General features: G+C 55.7%; 18 protein-coding genes. 6 read left to right on the top strand and 12 right to left on the bottom strand.

The features are described 5' to 3' along the window. Window positions 1–12: 12 nt before the first annotated feature. The 3 genes from ulaC to ulaA are packed head-to-tail and all read right to left on the bottom strand — an operon-like array spanning window position 13 to window position 2,208. Window positions 13–480: a PTS ascorbate transporter subunit IIA gene (gene ulaC / locus GM298_RS16875; RefSeq protein WP_003856024.1), complete on the bottom strand. Its 468-nt coding sequence runs from the start codon at window positions 478–480 to the stop codon at window positions 13–15. Window positions 481–489: 9 nt separating this feature from the next. Beyond that, entirely contained in the window at window positions 490–795 is a 306-nt protein-coding gene (gene ulaB / locus GM298_RS16870; RefSeq protein ID WP_025758276.1) for a PTS ascorbate transporter subunit IIB, read from the bottom strand. A 12-nt stretch (window positions 796–807) separates the two neighbouring features. Beyond that, the gene (gene ulaA / locus GM298_RS16865; protein ID WP_025758275.1) at window positions 808–2,208 is read right to left on the bottom strand and encodes a PTS ascorbate transporter subunit IIC; all 1,401 of its coding nucleotides are present in this window, start codon (window positions 2,206–2,208) and stop codon (window positions 808–810) included. A gap of 358 nt (window positions 2,209–2,566) precedes the next feature. Here ulaA and ulaG point away from each other — a divergent pair, with 358 nt between their 5' ends. After that, entirely contained in the window at window positions 2,567–3,631 is a 1,065-nt protein-coding gene (gene ulaG, locus GM298_RS16860) for an L-ascorbate 6-phosphate lactonase (RefSeq protein WP_047957597.1), read from the top strand. A gap of 110 nt (window positions 3,632–3,741) precedes the next feature. After that, a complete protein-coding gene (gene ulaR, locus GM298_RS16855) occupies window positions 3,742–4,497 on the top strand; it encodes an HTH-type transcriptional regulator UlaR (RefSeq protein WP_045284422.1) in 756 nt (251 codons plus the stop codon). On the opposite strand, the gene yjfP is transcribed toward ulaR, so the two are convergent. After that, the gene (gene yjfP / locus GM298_RS16850; protein ID WP_266154642.1) at window positions 4,494–5,216 is read right to left on the bottom strand and encodes an esterase; all 723 of its coding nucleotides are present in this window, start codon (window positions 5,214–5,216) and stop codon (window positions 4,494–4,496) included. The two genes, ulaR and yjfP, sit on opposite strands and share 4 nt — an antisense overlap. Before the next feature lie 138 nt (window positions 5,217–5,354). On the opposite strand from yjfP, the gene bsmA reads away from it, so the two are divergent. The 3 genes from bsmA (at window position 5,355) to GM298_RS16835 (ending at window position 8,211) form a co-directional block, all read left to right on the top strand. Beyond that, window positions 5,355–5,684 (top strand): biofilm peroxide resistance protein BsmA, encoded by a 330-nt coding sequence (gene bsmA, locus GM298_RS16845; protein WP_025758271.1) that lies wholly within the window; start codon window positions 5,355–5,357, stop codon window positions 5,682–5,684. A 136-nt stretch (window positions 5,685–5,820) separates the two neighbouring features. Then, window positions 5,821–6,108, top strand: a complete 288-nt coding sequence (gene yjfN / locus GM298_RS16840; RefSeq protein WP_021240708.1) for a DUF1471 family protease activator YjfN — start codon at window positions 5,821–5,823, stop codon at window positions 6,106–6,108. A 171-nt stretch (window positions 6,109–6,279) separates the two neighbouring features. Then, entirely contained in the window at window positions 6,280–8,211 is a 1,932-nt protein-coding gene (locus tag GM298_RS16835) for a methyl-accepting chemotaxis protein (RefSeq protein WP_266154640.1), read from the top strand. Here the strand turns inward: GM298_RS16835 and GM298_RS16830 are convergent. Beyond that, window positions 8,208–9,830, bottom strand: a complete 1,623-nt coding sequence (locus GM298_RS16830) for an isovaleryl-CoA dehydrogenase (protein ID WP_208282955.1) — start codon at window positions 9,828–9,830, stop codon at window positions 8,208–8,210. The genes GM298_RS16835 and GM298_RS16830 overlap by 4 nt on opposite strands. A gap of 194 nt (window positions 9,831–10,024) precedes the next feature. Here GM298_RS16830 and GM298_RS16825 point away from each other — a divergent pair, with 194 nt between their 5' ends. After that, window positions 10,025–11,299, top strand: coding sequence for an MFS transporter (locus GM298_RS16825; RefSeq protein ID WP_025758268.1), 1,275 nt, complete (start codon window positions 10,025–10,027; stop codon window positions 11,297–11,299). An 82-nt stretch (window positions 11,300–11,381) separates the two neighbouring features. On the opposite strand, the gene rlmB is transcribed toward GM298_RS16825, so the two are convergent. The 7 genes from rlmB to hflK all read right to left on the bottom strand — a co-directional run bounded on the left by rlmB (window position 11,382) and on the right by hflK (window position 19,221). Continuing rightward, complete coding sequence (gene rlmB / locus GM298_RS16820; protein ID WP_025758266.1) at window positions 11,382–12,113, bottom strand: 23S rRNA (guanosine(2251)-2'-O)-methyltransferase RlmB; 732 nt, start codon at window positions 12,111–12,113, stop codon at window positions 11,382–11,384. Between the two features lie 68 nt (window positions 12,114–12,181). Then, window positions 12,182–14,623 carry a ribonuclease R gene (gene rnr, locus GM298_RS16815; protein ID WP_045284416.1) on the bottom strand — a complete coding sequence of 814 codons (2,442 nt, stop codon included), beginning with the start codon at window positions 14,621–14,623 and terminating at the stop codon, window positions 12,182–12,184. 38 nt (window positions 14,624–14,661) lie between these two features. Further along, the gene (gene nsrR, locus GM298_RS16810; protein WP_025758264.1) at window positions 14,662–15,087 is read right to left on the bottom strand and encodes a nitric oxide-sensing transcriptional repressor NsrR; all 426 of its coding nucleotides are present in this window, start codon (window positions 15,085–15,087) and stop codon (window positions 14,662–14,664) included. A 192-nt stretch (window positions 15,088–15,279) separates the two neighbouring features. Then, entirely contained in the window at window positions 15,280–16,578 is a 1,299-nt protein-coding gene (locus tag GM298_RS16805; RefSeq protein ID WP_045284473.1) for an adenylosuccinate synthase, read from the bottom strand. 104 nt (window positions 16,579–16,682) lie between these two features. Further along, window positions 16,683–16,880, bottom strand: coding sequence for a DUF2065 domain-containing protein (locus GM298_RS16800; RefSeq protein ID WP_003855996.1), 198 nt, complete (start codon window positions 16,878–16,880; stop codon window positions 16,683–16,685). A gap of 71 nt (window positions 16,881–16,951) precedes the next feature. Next, window positions 16,952–17,956 (bottom strand): protease modulator HflC, encoded by a 1,005-nt coding sequence (gene hflC, locus GM298_RS16795; RefSeq protein WP_025758262.1) that lies wholly within the window; start codon window positions 17,954–17,956, stop codon window positions 16,952–16,954. A 2-nt stretch (window positions 17,957–17,958) separates the two neighbouring features. Then, entirely contained in the window at window positions 17,959–19,221 is a 1,263-nt protein-coding gene (gene hflK / locus GM298_RS16790) for an FtsH protease activity modulator HflK (protein ID WP_266154635.1), read from the bottom strand. Between the last annotated feature and the right edge of the window lie 32 nt (window positions 19,222–19,253).

Raw genomic sequence — 19,253 nt, 5'->3', positions numbered from 1 at the left:
ATTCAATTCCTCTTAAACGGCCGCCGCTGTGGCGTTATCAATTAAATCCAGAACGTCCTGCGCAGTGCGGCAGGCGCGTAAACGGTCAAAATTCGCTTCGTCATCAAACAGATTAACGATCTGCATGATGCCGACCTCCTGATGGGTGTTGGCATCCACGGCCGCCATGGTGATCAGAATGTCGACCGGGTCGTTATCTTCATGGTTAAACACCAGCGGCGTTTTCAGCGTCACCAGCGCGAAGCCGGTTTTCTTCACACCCTCTTCCGGACGGCCATGCGGCATGGCCAGGCCTGGCGCAATGACAAAGTAAGGGCCGTGCTGGGCCACGCCATCAAGAATGGCCTGGTAATAACGCGGCTCGACTACATCAGCCTTAACAAGTAAATCCACACTCAGCTTGACCGCTTCCTGCCAGGTGCTGGCCTCAGCCTGTAAAAGGATGGAGTTATTCTCCGCCAGCGAATCACGTAGTTTCATTGGGCGTCCTTACTTCACGTCTTGTGGGAAGTGTTCTTTGATCACGTCCAGCAGCTTGGGGCCGAAATCCGCTGGCGACAGCATGTTGCGGACGCCCACCACATATTTATTGCCTGACACACTAATTTCACCGGCGATATGGGTTGAGGCGATGATGATATCCGCGCCGTTCAGCTCGCTTTTGTATTCGCCCACTGCACAGCTGTTTACCGTGTGGTCAATATTGGACTGGGTTAAAAACTGGTCCACTTTCATCTTCATGATCATGGAGCTACCTTGCCCATTGCCACAGACAGCCAGAATACGTACGGTCATAATCGAAACTCCTTAATGAGCAGAAACTTCTGCTGTTTGTTTTTCCGCATCTTCTTCAGCGCGCAGCGCGCGACCCGCGAAGAACATATAAGCCAGTGCAATCAGGATGATGACGGCCATAAAGACCAGTCCGACGGAGGCGAAGCCCTGCATCATCGGTGGGGCCAGAATTGACCAGTCCGCCATGCCCATCCAGGCGCTCATACCGGTGAGCTTGACCGCCCACACGCATCCGAAGATTTCCACCATGCCCATCACCAGGCAGATCTTGAGCGCTGCGCGCCAGCCGCCAAAGTGGTTCGCAAAGACGCCGATGGTGGCGTTGGAGAAGAACATCGGGATAAAGCCAGGAATAATCAGAATGGACGAGCCGCAGCCCACCAGGATGCCCACCGCAATCAGCTGGCCGATGGTGCCCCACATAAAGCCCCAGACCACCGCGTTCGGCGCGAAGCTGTAGATAGCGGCGCAGTCGATGGCCAGCACCGCGCCGGGAATCAGGCGCTGGGAGATCCCGTTGAAGGCTTCCGAGAGCTCAGCAACGAACATACGGACGCCCTGAGTAATGATGAAAATCGCCACCGCGAAGGAGAAACCGGTCTGCAGGATATAGACCGTCCAGTGGGTTTTCCCCGCCATCGCCTGCACCACGTCAATACCGAAGGAGAGCAGAATGGCCCCGAAGAAAATGGTCATCACAATGGCGGTTGAAACGATGTTGTCGTGGAAGATATTCAGCCAGCCCGGCAGCTTAAGATCTTCAACGCTGTCCTCTTTTTTACCCAGGTACGGAGCAACTTTGTAAGCAATCCAGGAGGCAAACTGCTGCTGATGGCCGATGGAGAAGCCACAGCCGTCAGTGACGTCTTGCGTCGGCTTGTACATCATGTTGGAGGTGATCCCCCAATAGAGCGATACCAGCACGGCCGTGCAGATAATCGTGGTCCACATGGGGTAACCGAAGATAAAGAGAGACACCGCGATCAGCCCTGCCTGCTGGAACATGATGTGCCCCGTCAGCATGATGGTGCGAATACCGGTAATGCGGCGCAGCAGAACGTAAAGGATGTTCAGCGCCAGCGCGAGCAGAACCGCGTAACCCACCCAGCTGTAGGCATCCCCCATGCGATCGATGGTGGCCATCATTGAGGCGTAGGTATCAGAGATCGCGCCGTTGATACCATACACTTCCGACATTTTCGCCACGACCGGCTTAAAGGTGCTGGTCAGGATGCCAGACCCTGCCTGCAACAGCATGAAGCCGATAATGGTCTTAATCGTGCCTTTGATAATCACGCTCACGCTTTTACGCAGCAGGATATAACCCAGGCACGTCACAATCCCCAGCAGCAGCGGGGCGTTAGTCATTACCTGATTAAAGAAAACGGTAAAGACGTTGTAGAGGATCTCCATAACTCTCTCCAGCAATGAGAACACAAGGGGCAATCCCTGTGAGGTTGGTGTCATCACTCTATTAATCACAAATAATCACCACAAGATTGCATTTGATTATTTGTGACGTATCCCGCAAATTATTTCCATGCAGTTAGTGATGGCTTTTTCATTCGCATCGAAAAATCAAATTAACCCATATAATTCAATCGATTAATTTCTATCACGAACTCGTTTAACAAGGTGAAAGCGGCAAAACCGTGAAGTAGAACAGATAAAGTTCCGCATTTTCACCATTGCAAAGTGCGTAAAAGGATGCCAGCATTAATCACAACAAATCACCACATGATTACTTTTGATTAAAGCAGGAGTGAAAACGATGAGTAAAGTGAACACCATCACCCGTGAATCATGGATTCTGAGCACCTTCCCGGAATGGGGTAGCTGGCTGAATGAAGAGATCGAACAGGAAAACGTGGCTCCTGGTACCTTTGCAATGTGGTGGTTGGGTTGCACCGGCATCTGGCTGAAATCAGAGGGTGGCGCGAATATCTGTGTCGATTTCTGGTGCGGCACGGGCAAACAGAGCCACGGCAACCCGCTGATGAAAAAAGGGCATCAGATGCAGCGCATGGCGGGTGTCGAAAAACTACAGCCGAACCTGCGTACGACACCGTTTGTGCTTGATCCCTTTGCGATTCGCCAGATCGATGCCGTGCTCTCCACTCACGATCATAACGATCATATCGACGTCAACGTGGCGGCGGCTGTGATGCAAAACTGCCCTGACAACGTGCCGTTTATCGGGCCGCAGACCTGCGTGGATTTATGGGTCGGCTGGGGAGTGCCAAAAGAGCGTTGCATCGTGATGAAGCCAGGCGACGTGGTGAAAATCAAAGACATTGAAATCCATGCGCTGGATGCCTTTGACCGTACCGCATTGATTACCCTGCCAGCCGATCAAAAGGCCGCGGGCGTTTTGCCAGACGGTATGGATGAGCGTGCAGTCAACTATCTGTTTAAAACCCCTGGCGGTTCCCTCTACCACAGCGGTGACTCTCACTACTCTAATTACTATGCGAAGCACGGTAACGAACATCAGATTGATGTGGCGCTGGGCTCCTACGGCGAGAACCCGCGCGGTATTACTGACAAGATGACCAGCGCCGATATGCTGCGCATGGCGGAAGCACTGAACACCAAAGTGGTGATCCCGTTCCACCATGATATCTGGTCGAATTTCCAGGCCGATCCGCAGGAAATCCGCGTATTGTGGGAGATGAAGAAAGATCGCCTGAAGTATGGCTTTAAGCCGTTCATCTGGCAGGTCGGCGGCAAATTCACCTGGCCGCTGGACAAAGATAATCTCGAATATCACTACCCGCGTGGTTTCGATGATTGCTTCACCATTGAGCCTGACCTGCCATTCAAGTCCTTCCTCTGATTGTGCAGCCGCCTCGCCAGACAGGATGCCTGGCGAGGCCATATTTCTTTTAGTATTTTCAGGCTATTTCAAATATTATCTTTTCAAATCAATTCTTATCGGAATAGCTCATGACGGAAGCGCAACGGCATCAAATTCTCCTGGAACTCCTGGCGCAAACAGGGTTCGTCACCGTCGAGAAAGTGATCGAACGTTTAGGGATCTCCCCGGCAACGGCGCGGCGGGATATCAACAAGCTGGACGAAAGCGGCAAACTGAAAAAGGTCCGCAATGGGGCAGAGGCCATCAGCCAGCAGCGCCCTCGCTGGACCCCGATGAATATCCATCAGGCACAAAATCATGATGAAAAAGTGCGAATTGCCAGAGCCGCGTCACAGCTGGTGAATCCCGGCGAGAGTGTGGTCATCAACTGCGGCTCCACGGCGTTTCTGCTGGGTCGCGAAATGTGCGGCAAGCCGGTGCAAATCATCACTAACTACTTACCGCTCGCTAACTATCTGATCGATCAGGAGCACGAGAGCGTGGTGATCATGGGCGGCCAGTACAACAAGAGTCAGTCCATTACGCTCAGCCCGCAGGACAGCGAAAACAGTCTCTATGCCGGACACTGGATGTTTACCAGCGGCAAAGGCCTGACCGCGGATGGCCTGTATAAAACCGATATGTTGACCGCCATGGCGGAACAAAACATGCTCAACGTCGTGGGCAAGCTCGTGGTGCTGGTCGACAGCAGCAAAGTGGGCGAGCGCGCAGGGATGTTATTCAGCCGCGCCGAGCAGATCGACATGGTGATCACCGGCAAAGGCGCCAACCCGGAAATCCTCCAGAAGCTGGAGGATCAGGGCGTAAAAATCCTGCGCGTTTAAAGGTGCTGGTGGAAAAACGCTACCGTGGCGTCCAGCGCCGTTGGCGTGATGCGGTGGCGGACGCCCGCTTCCCACAGGCACGTCAGATTACCGTCCCGTCCTTCATGCTTTAACGCCTGCTGTAGACGGAAAGTGCCTTCGGGCGGTACCACATCATCCGCATCACCGTGCCACAGCAGCAGCGGGCGATCGGCCAGACGTGGCAATGCCCGGGTCACCTCCCACTCTGCCAGCTTCGCCGTCACTTCCGCGACATCCTGAGGGGGGAAAAGGGTCTTCGCCAGCGACGTAAAATAGCCCGAGCCCATCAGACAGGCGACGGACGTCACGTCAGGATGATGCGTCATAATCCCCAGCGCGGCCATCCCCCCCATCGACGCCCCGGCCACGGCCAGTCGATTGTCGGCCACCAGCCCGGCCGCATAAAGCGCATCACGCAACCCGGCAAACTCGGTCAAACTGCCGTGAAGAATGTGCCAGAACCGCCCAAGCCGCGCCTGTTCATCGCCCGTGAAGCGTGCGCCGTGGTCGGGAGCATCCGGCATCACTACCCGAAACCCCGCCTGCGCCAGCGCCACTGCAAAATAACTGTAAACCAGCTTTGATGACGTAAACCCGTGATAGAAAACGACAACCGGTAGGGGTTTATCACGTTTGCCCGCGGGCGTCGCGTGTAAAATCTCATGGTCGCCGAGGTGGCGTATTTCAATTTCAATCATTGTCGACCCTCTGCGAATGTATGATTCATAATGTTGAGAACTGGGTTACGCTTTCACGTCATTTTCATTCGAAATATACGTCCCAGCTAACACTTCGGGAACATTCCCCCGCAAACTCAATTCACAGACAACTACACTATGGCTATCAGGAAACGAGATATGGTTATGCGCAGGTTTGCTGCTTTATTGCTGGTGTTTCTGCTCAGTGGCTGTAGCGCGCTGCAGGGTACGCCGCAGCCCGCTCCACCGGTCGCCGATCATCCACAGGAGATTCGTCGTAATCAGACGGAAGGATTACAACGAATGGGCACCGTCTCCGCGCTGGTTCGCGGTTCTCCGGATGACGCAGAAGAGGCAATAAAAGCACAAGCCGTCGCCGCCAAAGCAGATTACTACGTCATCATTATGATCGACGAAACCATCATAACGGGACAGTGGTACTCACAGGCAATTTTGTACCGTAAATAATGGTTTTCCTTTGAACGACATTTACACTGCTTTGCGTCCATAGACATTTTCCTGTCCACAATAAACTCCACGACCGCGTCAATGGAAGGGAGTTTATTCGCGAAGGATTGCCCGGCGGATACCGGAGATATGTGAAATGGAGCTGACGATGAAACGAACTCTTGCTTTGACCTCTCTGTTGCTCTCAGCAGGCCTGGTGAGCACAACCGCGCAGTCGGCAGAATTCGCCAGTGCTGATTGTGTGACTGGCCTGAATGAAATTGGCCAGATCTCCGTGAATAATATCTCGGGGAGCCCGCAGGACGTTGAACGTGTCGTGGCATTAAAGGCCGATGAGCAGGGTGCTTCCTGGTATCGCATCATCCAGATGCAGGAAGATAACCATATTGACCACTGGCGGGTACAGGCCATTCTCTACGTATAATCCCTTCCTGATAAAAGCCACTTATTTTTAGTGGCTTTTCGTTTTTGCAAATTTTTTATCTCCGATAAAACCAATTAACAACAATAAAATAACATTTTGTTACACTAATTTAGTAAACGTAATCTCTGCTCTGCCGTTGAAGAACCATACCTTTTCAATAATGAGCAATTTATGATCACTGTTTTTCGCCGTGCAGGCCTGGGGGCGAAGCTATCGCTACTTACAGGCGTCAGTGTCGCCACGCTATTTCTGCTGTTCACTTTTCTGCTCAGCCAAAAAGCCAGCCAGCAGCTTGAAGCCCTTGCGGTAGAGGATCTGCATAATCAGTCCACCGGTATGGTCGACATGGTGCAGATGTTTAACACCAGCCTGAGTGAAGAAGTGGAGAGCTATACCCGGCTGTTTACCACCTTTTTACCGCAGCCTCTGAGCATTGATGCTTCTCAACCCCAGACGATTAATGGGCTCAGCGTTCCACTGCTGAAAGGGGGAGAAACCGGACTGCATGAAAACAACACCCTGTCGGACGATTTCCTGAACCGTACAGGCGCCATTTCCACGCTGTTTGTACGCAGCGGTAATGACTTTGTCCGCGTCGCCACGTCCCTGCGCAAAGAGAATGGCGATCGGGCGATGGGTACCGTTCTGGATGCCTCCAGTCCGGCCTTTGCCGCCGTTAACAAAGGTGAAGTCTACCGCGGCCTGGCCCTGTTATTTGGCAAGCGCTACATCACTCAGTACCAGCCGGTTAAAAATGCCGAAGGGCAGGTCATTGCGATTGTCTTTGTCGGGGTGGACATCTCTCACTCCTGGGGCGTCATGCGCGAGAAAATCCTGAACCGCCGCCTGGGCGAGAGCGGTCATTTCTTTGTGCTGGATCGCAGCAACGGCAAAACCCGCGGGCAATATCTGTTCCACACCACGGAAGAGGGGCAATTGCCCAGGTGGGACGTCGCGACGCAGCAACAGCTGCTGGGTGACAAACCTGGCACGCTGGAACGCACAAGCGACGATGGACGCACGCTGAAAATGGCGTACACCCCGCTGCCAGGCTGGAACTGGACTATCGTGGGTGAAGTGGATAAATCGGTGCTGCTCGCAAGCGTCAACGCCATGCGCGACCGTTTCCTGCTGGCTGGCGTGGTCTTATCCATTCTCTTTGCAGCCCTGTTCGTGGTGCTTATTCGCCGGATGCTGACCCGGCCGCTGCGCAACGTGATCCATCTTGCCCGGCAATATGCCGCGGGCGATCTCCGCTCCAGCCTGCCCGTGACGCGACAGGACGAGGTCGGGCAGTTGATCGATGCCATCAACGGCATCGGCGGCGGCCTGCAAAAAATTGTGCTGCAGGTTCGCGAAGCTGCAGGTGAGATCCATTTGGGCACCAACGCGCTGGCCTCCGATACCGGGGAGATTTCAGAGCAGATCAACAAGCAGGCGAGCAGCGTGGAAGAGACCTCCGCCAGCATGGAGCAACTGGCCGCGACCGTACAGCAAAATGCCGCCAACATGGAGCAAACGCAGCAGCTGGTGGGTGAAACCTCGCTCGCGGTCCATCAGGGGGGGGAAACCGTCGCCCACGCCGTGTCGACCATGGATGACATTCGCGAAGCGTCAAAACGCATTGAAGACATCACCCGCGTGATCGAGTCCATCGCTTTTCAGACCAATATTCTGGCGCTGAATGCGGCAGTGGAAGCGGCCCGCGCTGGCGAGCACGGTAAAGGGTTTGCGGTCGTCGCGCAGGAAGTTCGTGCCCTGGCGGGGCGTAGTGCGAATGCAGTGAAGGAGATTGAACAGCTGATTGGCGATACCCTCAGGAAAGTGAGCGAGGGTCACGCGCTGTCTGAACAGACGCGCCTGGCGATGGATGCCATCATCGTTCATATCGATAACATCAGCCAGCTGGTCACCGAGATTAACCATGCCTCACGCGAGCAATCCGCAGGCATAGGCCAGGTGAATCTCGCCATGACCCATATTGGCGAAGCGTCGCATATCAATGCCGATCGCATCTCACGCAGCGAACAAACCGCACAAACGCTGCGCGAGAAGGGCTCACATCTGACCGAACTGGTGAGTCTGTTCCAGCTTAAAAACTAGCCAACCCTACCCGTGGCGCGCAGCAGCAGGTCACTTTGTACCTGCTCGCTCATCAGCGTACCGCCGCGAGTATCCAGCATCATGCGGCACCACGCCTGCGCCACCGGGGGCGACGCGTGCCGCAGCATTTGGCTACCGGCGCCCAGTAAAAAGAGCTGTTGAGCAATCTCCCTGCCCTGTGCCTCCTGCGGCTTACGCAGTTTTTGCTGAAGCTGTCGCCAGCTGCGGTCGAAGTGTCTGTCCTGCCCTTTTACCTGCGCAAACTCATCGGCAAGCAGGTCGTGTATACCCGGCTGCTTCGCCAGCACCCGCAGCACGTCCAGACACATGATATTGCCTGACCCTTCCCAGATGCTGTTCACGGGCATCTCGCGGTACAGACGGGGAAGTTCACTCTCCTCGCAATATCCGACGCCCCCCAGCACCTCCATCGCTTCCGCCACAAACGGAATGCCCGCTTTACACACGCTAAATTTCGCCGCCGGGGTAAACAGCCGCGCCCAGGCAGCCTCCTGCGGATCGGCTCGTTTATCCCACGCCCGGGCCAGACGGAACAGCAGCGCCGTTTGCCCCTCCAGCATCAGCGCCATTCGGCTTAAGACCTCGCGCATTAATGGCTGGTCGATGAGGTTTTTGCCGAACGTCTGCCGCTGATGGGCGTGATACAGCGCCACCGAGAGCGCCCGACGCATCAGTCCGTGGCTCCCCAGCGCGCAGTCAAAGCGCGTCAGCCCGCCCATTTTCAGTATCTGCCGAACCCCTTCGCCCTCTTCCCCCAGTAGCCAGCCGGAGGCGTCGAGAAACTCTGCCTCGCTGCTGGCATTCGAGCGGTTGCCGAGCTTGTCCTTAAGGCGCTCCAGCCGCACGGCGTTGCGCTGTCCGTCAGGCAAAAAGCGCGGAACAAAAAAGCAGGATAGCCCGCCTTTTGCCTGCGCCAGCACCAGATGGGCATCGCTTTGCGGGACGGAGAAAAACCATTTATGCCCCACCAGCCGGTAGCTGCCGTCGCTACATTTCTCCGCTTTGGTGGTGTTGCTGAGCACGTCTGAGCCGCCCTGTTTTTCCGTCATCCCCATGCCGATCAGCAGCCCGCGTTTTTGCCCCGCCGGAGCGAGATGGGGATCGTAGCGATCGCTCAGTAATGGCGTCAGCCAGTGCCGGAAAGGTTCAGGTAGTGCCTGTTGCAGCAGCGGTGTGGCGGCAAACGTCATGGTGACGGGGCACAGCGTTCCGGCTTCCACCTGCGCATGCAGCACAAACCGCGCGGCCCTGGCGACAAAGGAGCCTTTACGCGCTTCCTCTTCCCATGCGAGGTTATGTACGCGGTTGGCACACAGTCCCTGCATCAGCAAGTGCCACGCCGGGTGAAAGCGGACGTCATCCAGCCGCTCCCCGGTGGGGTCATAGCGCAATAACTCCGGCGGATTCACGTTCGCCAGCCTGCCCAGCTCCAGCGATTCCGCAGTACCTAACTGCTGGCCGATGCTGGCGAGAAGCTCAATATCCCACTCAGCACCTTCGCGGGTCACCGCGTCACGCAGGGCACAATCAGAAAGGAAAAGGTTGCTGTTAGAGAGTGGTGAAGGTTGATTAAAAACGGTATGGGTCTGCCAGTGCATGCTGTTTCCCTCCTTCAGTGGCAATGAAGGTAAGTATGGACAGACCCCGATAACGCTGCATGGGAGTGCGGTCACACAGTAGCGATCCCGCTGATATCATTCGTGAAATAGCTCACAGAACATAAGAATAAACTATTTCACCACCTCTTCTTTGTTGAATAATTTATTCCCCCCCCCTTTCAGTGAGGAAAGTTATGCAACCGGATGCGCACAAGCGAGCATTAATTGCAGGCTCCATTGGTAATTTTATCGAGTGGTATGAGTTTGCGGTCTATGGTTTTCTCGCAACCGTCATTGCGAAGAATTTCTTCCAGCTTGAAGGCGAAGCGGGGTTGACCAGCCTGATCCTCACCTACGCCTCGTTTGCCATCGCTTTCTTCTTCCGTCCGCTGGGGGCGGTGGTGTTTGGTCGCATCGGCGACCGGATTGGCCGAAAGCCGACGCTGATTATTGTGCTGGTGTTGATGACGCTCGCCACCGCCGCCATCGGTATGGTCCCGGTCTATGCCAGCATTGGCATTGCCGCGCCGCTCATTATCACGCTCCTGCGCATCCTGCAGGGGTTGTTCGCGGGCGGTGAGTACGGCGGTGCGGTCTCACTGATGACCGAGTTCGCCCCGCGCGGCAAACGCGGCCTGTACGGCGCGTGGCAGTCCTTCACCGTGGCGCTGGGCTTGTTAGCGGGCGCAGGCATTGTGGCGCTGCTCTCCGCCCTCCTCACGCCGGAAGCCCTGCACGACTGGGGCTGGCGCATTCCATTCTTCCTGGCGTTGCCTATGGGTATCGTGGCGCTGTGGCTACGTGTCAGTATGGAAGAGACGCCAGGCTTTGTGCAGCAGCAGGGAAAACCGGTTGCCCCTCAGGCGGATACCGTCGCCACGCTGAAAGCCATCATGTTGGGAATTGGCCGGGTAATGGTGTGGTCCGCAGCGGGGTACACCTATCTGGTGATTATGCCGACCTATCTGCAGTCAGCCCTGCATACCGGGTTTAACCAGGCGCTGCTGATCGCGGTAATTTCGAATATAGGTTTTGCGCTGACGATTATTCCGTCAGGGATCCTGAGCGACAGAATTGGCCGCCGCACGGTGATGATTATCGCCACTGTTTTGCTGCTGATCCTCGCTCTGCCGCTGCTGAAAATTCTGCAGGCGGAGTCCAGCACCCTGGCGGTGAAGACAGTCGTGGTCCTGATTGCAGGCGGTCTGGTAGGCATGCTGGCAGGGCCGGGGCCGGCAATGCTCTCTGAGATGTTCCCGACGCGCGTGCGCTATACCGGGCTTGGGCTGGCTTACTCCCTGTCGAATGCAATTTTCTCGGGCTGTGCGGGGCTGATTATCACCGGCCTGATTAAAGAAACGGGCAACCTGAATATTCCGGCGTATTACGTGATGGCGACGGCGGTAGTGAGTATTGTCGCGCTGATGACGCTGAGGAAGGATGACCATTTGCGGTCGTTAGAGGAGTGAGGTTGTTTTGCCGGGTGGCGGCTTCGCCTTACCCGGCCTACAAAACCGTAGGCCCGGTAAGCGAAGCGCCACCAGGCGAAAATCAGCTACGCTGACGCACCGCTTCAAACAGACAGATGCCCGTTGCAACAGAAACGTTCAGGGAGGACACGCTGCCCGCCATCGGGATGCTGATCAGCTCGTCACAATGCTCACGGGTCAGACGACGCATACCTTCGCCTTCCGCCCCCATCACCAGCGCCAGACGGCCAGTCATTTTGCTCTGGTACAGGGTATGATCCGCTTCACCTGCAGTACCGACGATCCAGATGTTCTCTTCCTGCAGCATACGCATGGTGCGTGCCAGGTTGGTCACGCGGATAAGCGGAACGTTTTCCGCCGCGCCGCAGGCCACTTTCTTCGCCGTCGCGTTCAGTTGTGCAGAACGGTCTTTCGGCACGATCACCGCGTGCACACCCGCCGCATCCGCGCTGCGCAGACACGCGCCGAGGTTGTGCGGATCGGTTACGCCATCGAGGATCAGGAAGAACGGATTCTCCAGCTCAGCGATCAGATCCGGCAGATCGTTTTCCTGATACTGACGACCCGGCTTCACACGGGCGATGATCCCCTGGTGAACCGCGCCTTCGCTTTTCTCATCCAGGAACTGGCGGTTTGCCAGCTGGATCACCACACCCTGTGCTTCCAGGGCATGGATCAGCGGCATCAGACGTTTGTCCTCACGCCCTTTCAGAATAAAGACTTCCTGAAAACGCTCCGGCGCGCGCTCGAGAAGGGCCTGCACCGCGTGGATGCCGTAAATCATTTCACTCATTGATGGTTCTCATTATGACTGTTCTTTTCCCTCTCCCCTTCGGGGAGAGGGTCAGGGTGAGGGGAATTTTACTCCGCCTGCTTTTTCTTCGCTGCGCGCTTCGCTTTAGTGGCAGCCGCTATTTTCTGCGTCTTCGCGGAAGGCTTTTTCGCTGAGCGAGCTTCTTTCTTCGCCGCCTTCGGCTTCTGCTTTTTCTCGCCGCGGAACGCGCTGTCCGGCTCGAAGTTCACCTTCTTCCCGGCCTGACGGCGCTTGCCGCTCGCTTTACCGTTGCCGCCTTTTTTCGCCCTTTCACGCTCGGTTTTACCGACGTTACGCGGCGCGCGTTCGCTGGAGATCAGGCTGAAGTCGATCTTACGGTCGTCCATATTCACCGCCTCGACCTTCACTTCCACACGGTCGCCCAGACGATAGGTCTGACCGCCCGATTCGCCAATCAGACGCTGGCCGACCTGGTCAAAGCGGTAATAGTCGTTATCCAGGCTGGAGACGTGCACCAGACCGTCGATAAACAGCTCATCCAGACGAACGAAGAAGCCAAAGCCGGTCACGCTGGCAATCACGCCTTTGAAGATGTTACCCACCTGGTCCAGCATAAAGTCACACTTCAGCCAGTCCGCCACGTCACGCGTGGCTTCGTCGGCCCGACGCTCGGTCATGGAGCAGTGCTGACCCAGCTGCAGCATCTCTTCCATCGAATAGTGGTAGCCACCGGTTTCAGTGGTGTTTCCTTTATGGCCTTGCTCCTGCGCCAGCAGATACTTGATAGCACGGTGCAGAGAGAGGTCAGGATAACGACGGATCGGCGACGTAAAGTGGGCGTAAGACTGCAGCGCCAGGCCGAAGTGACCGCGGTTTTCCGGATCGTAAATCGCCTGCTTCATTGAGCGCAACAGCATCGTCTGCAGCATTTCTGCATCCGGACGGTCGCCAATGGACTCGAGCAGCTCAGCGTAATCACGCGGCTCAGGTTTGTTACCACCCGGCAGCTCCAGACCCAGTTCAGCCAGCACGGAGCGGAACGCGGTGATGGCTTCCGTCGACGGCTTATCGTGAATACGGAACAGCGCCGGCTCTTTGGCTTTTTCGACGAAACGTGCCGCCGAGATGTTCGCCAGAATCATACACTCTTCGATCAGCTTGTGCGCGTCGTTACGCTGGGTCTGTTCAATACGCTCAATACGACGTTCGGCGTTGAAGATAAACTTCGCCTCTTCGCTCTCAAAGGAGATCCCGCCGCGCTCCTCGCGCGCCTGATCCAGCGTTTTGTAGAGGTTATGCAGCTCTTCGATGTGTTTGACCAGTGGCGCATACTGTTCGCGCAGATCCTGGTCGCCCTGCAGCATATGCCAGACCTTGGTATAGGTCAGGCGCGCATGCGAGCTCATTACCGCTTCGTAGAACTTGTAGCCGGTTAAGCGCCCTTTGTTGGAGATGGTCATCTCACACACCATACAGAGGCGATCAACCTGCGGGTTCAGGGAGCACAGGCCGTTAGACAGAACCTCCGGCAGCATCGGCACAACCTGAGACGGGAAGTAGACCGAGGTACCACGGCTGCGCGCTTCGTTATCCAGCGGGGTATGCGGACGAACATAGTAGCTTACGTCGGCAATTGCCACCCACAGACGCCAGCCGCCGCCGCGCTTTTTCTCACAGTAGACGGCGTCATCGAAGTCGCGAGCGTCTTCACCGTCGATCGTGACCAGCGGCAGAGAGCGGAGATCCACGCGGCCCACTTTGGACTCTTCCGGGACTTCTTCACGCAGGCTCTCGATCTGCTCTTCAACCGCTTTCGGCCAGATATACGGAATTTCATGGGTACGCAGCGCCATATCAACGGCCATGGTAGTCCCCATGTTGTCACCGAGCACTTCGACGATTTTACCCACCGCTTTGGTACGACGGGTTGGGCGCTGGGTGAGTTCAACGACCACCACGAAGCCCATGCGTGCGCCCATCACCTCTTCAGGTGGGATCAGAATGTCGAAGCTCAAACGGCTGTCGTCCGGCACCACGAAGCCCACGCCCGCGTCGGTAAAATAGCGGCCAACAATCTGGCTGGTTTTTGGCACCAGAACGCGTACGACGCGCGCTTCGCGGCGACCTTTACGGTCGGCGCCCAGCGGCTGCGCCAGGATCTGATCGCCGTGGATGCACATTTTCATCTGTTCAGATGAGAGGTACAGATCGTCTTTACGCCCCTCAACGCGCAGGAAGCCGAAGCCATCGCGGTGACCAATGACGGTCCCTTTCAGCAGATCGAGGCGTTCCGGCAGCGCGTAGCACTGGCGGCGAGTAAAGACCAGTTGCCCGTCGCGCTCCATGGCGCGCAGGCGACGGCGAAGCGCTTCAGTTTGCTCTTCACCTTCAATGTTTAATTCAACGGCAAGTTCTTCACGGTTGGCGGGTTTTTCGCGTTTTGTTAAGTGTTCAATGATGAACTCGCGGCTGGGGATAGGATTCGCGTATTTTTCGGCTTCGCGTTCCTGGAAAGGATCGTGTGACATGTCGGTTCCTCCGTTGTCAGCTCCGGTGGAAATTTTCTTCATTCCACCAGCAATAATTTATAAAGCGGTTGATTCTCTTCAACCAAATCGGCCAGCGTGTAGTTGTCCAGTTCCTTGAGAAAACGTTGCACGGCCTGAGAAAGCGCCTGTTTCAGGCGGCAAGCGGGCGTAATGTGGCAGAACTCACTGCTGCAGTTCACCAGAGAGAGCGGTTCCAGTTCACGTACCACATCGCCAACACGAATGCTCTGTGCCGGTTTACCGAGACGGATCCCACCATTCTTCCCGCGGACGGCAGCAACGTATCCGGCACGACTAAGTTGATTGATTATTTTGACCATATGATTACGGGATACGCCGTAGACCTCTGTGACTTCAGAGATGCTGGTCATTTTCCCATCGGGTAACGACGCCATATAAATCAGCGCACGTAAGCCGTAATCGGTGAAACTTGTTAACTGCACATCAACCTCAGGAAAAAGGGAAATCGCGGACAAACCGCACAGATATTCATTAATGATGATAAACCAGCCAGATAGTTAGGGGCTAATTTATTTGACAGACGGGGCGAAAAAGCGGAGATCCAGGAGCGGTCGCCGGATGGCGCTACGCTTATCCGGCCTACGGGTCTCCCCGCAGGCCAGTATTCACGAAGATTATGCGTCGAACGGGTCGCGCAGGATCATCGTTTCAGTACGATCCGGGCCGGTAGAGATAATGTCAATCGGCACTTCGGTCAGTTCTTCAATGCGCTTGATGTAATTCAGCGCCGCCTGAGGCAGGCCGCTACGCTCTTTCACACCGAAGGTGGTCTCAGACCAGCCCGGCATGGTTTCGTAGATTGGCTCGATGCCTTCCCAGTCGTCAGCAGCCAGCGGAGTGGTGGTCACTTCGCGGCCATCTGGCATACGGTAGCCTACGCAGATTTTCACTTCTTTCAGGCCGTCCAGGACGTCCAGTTTGGTCAGGCAGAAGCCAGACAGGGAGTTGATCTGCACGGCACGACGCACTGCAACCGCATCCAGCCAGCCGGTACGACGACGACGACCGGTGGTCGCGCCAAACTCGTTACCCTGCTTGCACAGGAACTCGCCGGTTTCATCAAACAGTTCGGTCGGGAATGGACCCGCACCCACGCGAGTGGAGTACGCTTTGATGATGCCCAGTACGTAATCGACATAACGTGGACCCAGGCCAGAGCCGGTCGCCACGCCACCTGCGGTGGTGTTAGAGGAGGTAACGTACGGATAGGTACCGTGGTCGATGTCCAGCAGCGTACCCTGCGCACCTTCAAACATGACGAAATCGCCACGCTTGCGCGCCTGGTCCAGCAGATCGGACACATCAACAACCATACCGGTCAGAATGTCTGCAATCGCCATGACGTCATCCAGCACTTTCTGGTAGTCAACAGCGTCAGCTTTGTAGAAGTTCACCAGCTGGAAGTTGTGATATTCCATCACTTCTTTCAGTTTTTCAGCGAAGGTTGCTTTGTCGAAGAGGTCGCCTACGCGCAGACCGCGACGTGCCACTTTATCTTCATACGCCGGGCCGATACCACGACCGGTGGTACCGATCGCTTTCGCGCCGCGCGCTTTTTCACGCGCAACGTCCAGCGCCACGTGATAATCCAGGATCAGCGGGCAGGCTTCGGAGAGCAGCAGGCGCTCGCGAACAGGGATACCACGGTCTTCCAGACCTTTCATCTCTTTCATCAGCGCAGCTGGAGACAGCACAACGCCGTTACCGATGATGCTGGTGACGTTTTCGCGAAGAATGCCTGATGGAATAAGATGGAGGACGGTTTTTTCACCGTTGATTACGAGAGTATGGCCTGCGTTGTGACCGCCCTGGTAGCGTACAACATATTTAGCCCGTTCAGTCAGAAGATCAACAATCTTCCCTTTACCTTCGTCACCCCATTGGGTGCCCAGTACGACGACGTTGTTACCCATTTTTTTCAAAATCACCGTTTGCTTAAAAATGGATTCTACCATCGCTTTTTCAGATATACAGCACTTTTTGACCTCAGAATATCCCAAATCAGACCACTTTTTGATCAGCCAATCGTTTTCCTCAACATGTAGTAGATCACGATGCCAGCAACCACAAGACCGCCGCCAAAACGACGCAAAATATTATCGGGAAGTTGGCTCATCGTCGCGATCATGCGACGCCACGCGCGCGGATAAAGCATCGGGCCAAGGCCTTCCAGCACTAACACCAACGCGAGCGCGAGCCAAATGGTTGAATTCATTTTTATTCCTTATAAAAGAAAACCACCGCTCCATGGGAAGCGGTGGTTTGAATACTCAAACGAGTCTGAGTTTATCGCGTTGCGTTAGTCGGCGTCTTCATATAACGGAAGAAATCGCTGTCCGGGCTGAGCACCATCACATCCTGGTTGCTCTGGAAGCTATTCTCGTAAGCACGCAGGCTACGGATAAAGGCGTAGAAGTCTGGATCCTGGCTGAACGCATCGGCGAACAGCTTCGCGGCTTCCGCATCACCTTCACCGCGCAGAATACGGCCCTGACGCTCAGATTCCGCCAGCGTCTTGGTCACTTCATAGTCCGCTGCCGCACGCAGTTTCTCAGCCTCTTCCTGGCCCTGTGAACGGTGACGACGGGCGACCGCTTCACGCTCAGCGCGCATACGGTTGTAAATCGCCTCCGACACTTCCACAGGCAGGTTGATCTGCTTGATACGCACGTCGACCACTTCGATACCCAGCGCGGCCATACTGTTCGGGTTGATCACCGGCACTTTGCCGTTGGTTTCAGCCTGAACACGTTCTGCCGCTTTAGCGATCGCATCGTCCGCCGCTGGCGTTTCCACTTCGTCTTCCGTGCCCGCTGTACCGGAGTTCAGCGCATCACGCACTTCCAGGGTCAGACGACCGCGGGAGTCGGTCACGATATCCTTCACATCCAGACGACCAATCTCAGAACGCAGACGGTCAGAGAACTTACGTTTCAACAGCACTTCCGCCTGAGAAACGTCGCCGCCGCCTGTCGCCAGGAAGTAACGGCTGAAATCACTGATGCGCCATTTGATATAGGAATCAACGATCAGGTCTTTCTTCTCTTTCGTGACGAAACGGTCGGCCTGGTTATCCATGGTCTGAATACGCGCATCGAGCGTTTTCACCGACTGAATGAACGGCACCTTGAAGTGCAGGCCCGGCTCATAGATCACCGGACGTTTATCACTGTCACGGACGACGCTGCTGAACTGGAACTTAATCCCACGTTCACCCTCTTTCACGACGAAGATAGAGGTATAAAGCACGACCAGTACGATGATGATGATCGCAATAACTGACTTACGCATCCTTATTCCCCCTGACGCTGGTAGTCGTTACGCTGCGCGTTAGCACGGCGTTGGTCCATAATGTCACCATCGTTCGAAGAAGACGTGGTTGTTGCGCTTGTGCTACCGGATGACGCCGGTGGCAGACGCAGCAGGTTGTTGGCACCGTTGGTGTCAGCCTTCGCTGCCGGCGCTGAACCGCCCTTAAGCATCTGATCCAGTGGCAGCACCATCAGGTTTCCGCCTTTGTTGTCATTAACCAGCACTTTACGCGTGTGGCTAAGCACTTTTTCCATGGTCTCGATATAGAGACGCTCACGGGTAATTTCCGGAGCCGCCTTATATTCCGGCAGGATTTTCGCGAAGCGCGCCACTTCACCCTGGGCTTCCAGGATGGTCTGGGTCTTGTACGCACGCGCTTCTTCAAGAATACGCTGCGCCTGACCGTTAGCACGCGGCTGAACTTCGTTGGTGTACGCTTCCGCTTCACGGATGTACTGCTGTTCGTTTTCACGGGCGGCGATGGCGTCATCAAACGCGGCCTTCACCTCTTCCGGCGGACGAGCGGCCTGGAAGTTGACGTCCAGCAGAGTAATACCCATGTTGTACGGACGAATGGTCTCTTCCAGCTCACGCTGGGTATCGCTACGAATAACGGTACGACCTTCAGTCAGAATACGGTCCATGGTGTATTTACCGATCACCCCACGCAGGGCGCTATCGGTCGCCTGGCGCAGACTATCATCGGCGCTGGTCACGCTAAACAGATAACGTTCAGGATCGGTGACGCGGTACTGGACGTTCATCTCAACGCGCACCACGTTCTCATCAGACGTCAGCATCACACCAGACGCCGCCAGTTCACGGACCGATTCCACGTTAACCGCGGTCACGTCGTCAATGAAGGTCGGCTTCCAGTTCAGACCCGGCTCAACCAGATGGCTGAACTTACCAAAACGCGTAACCACGCCGCGTTCCGCTTCTTTAATGGTGTAGAACCCGGTAGCAGCCCAGATGATTACCACGGCAGCGGCAACAATACCCACTACGCGGCCACCCATTTGCGGGCGCGGCCCCTGGGTGGAATTCCCACCTGAGCCAGAACCTTTACCTCCGCCAAGACCACCAAGCTTCTTGCTTAGCTTGCGGAAGATATCATCCAGATCTGGCGGCCCCTGCTCGCGACCACCTTTGTTGCCATTTCCCCCAGAGTTGCCGCCTTGATTATTGCTGCTTCCCCACGGGTCGCGGTCCTGTCCGTTATTACCGGGCTGATTCCACGCCATGTATATGCTCCATATTTGTTATGCAAGGGCGA

Origin of the sequence: Enterobacter sp. HSTU-ASh6, from assembly GCF_026319105.1 — a bacterium.
GTDB classification, from domain to species: Bacteria; Pseudomonadota; Gammaproteobacteria; order Enterobacterales; family Enterobacteriaceae; genus Enterobacter; species Enterobacter sichuanensis.
Note: the sequence above shows the minus strand (reverse complement) of the source record. Positions and strands in the feature narration are given on the sequence as shown.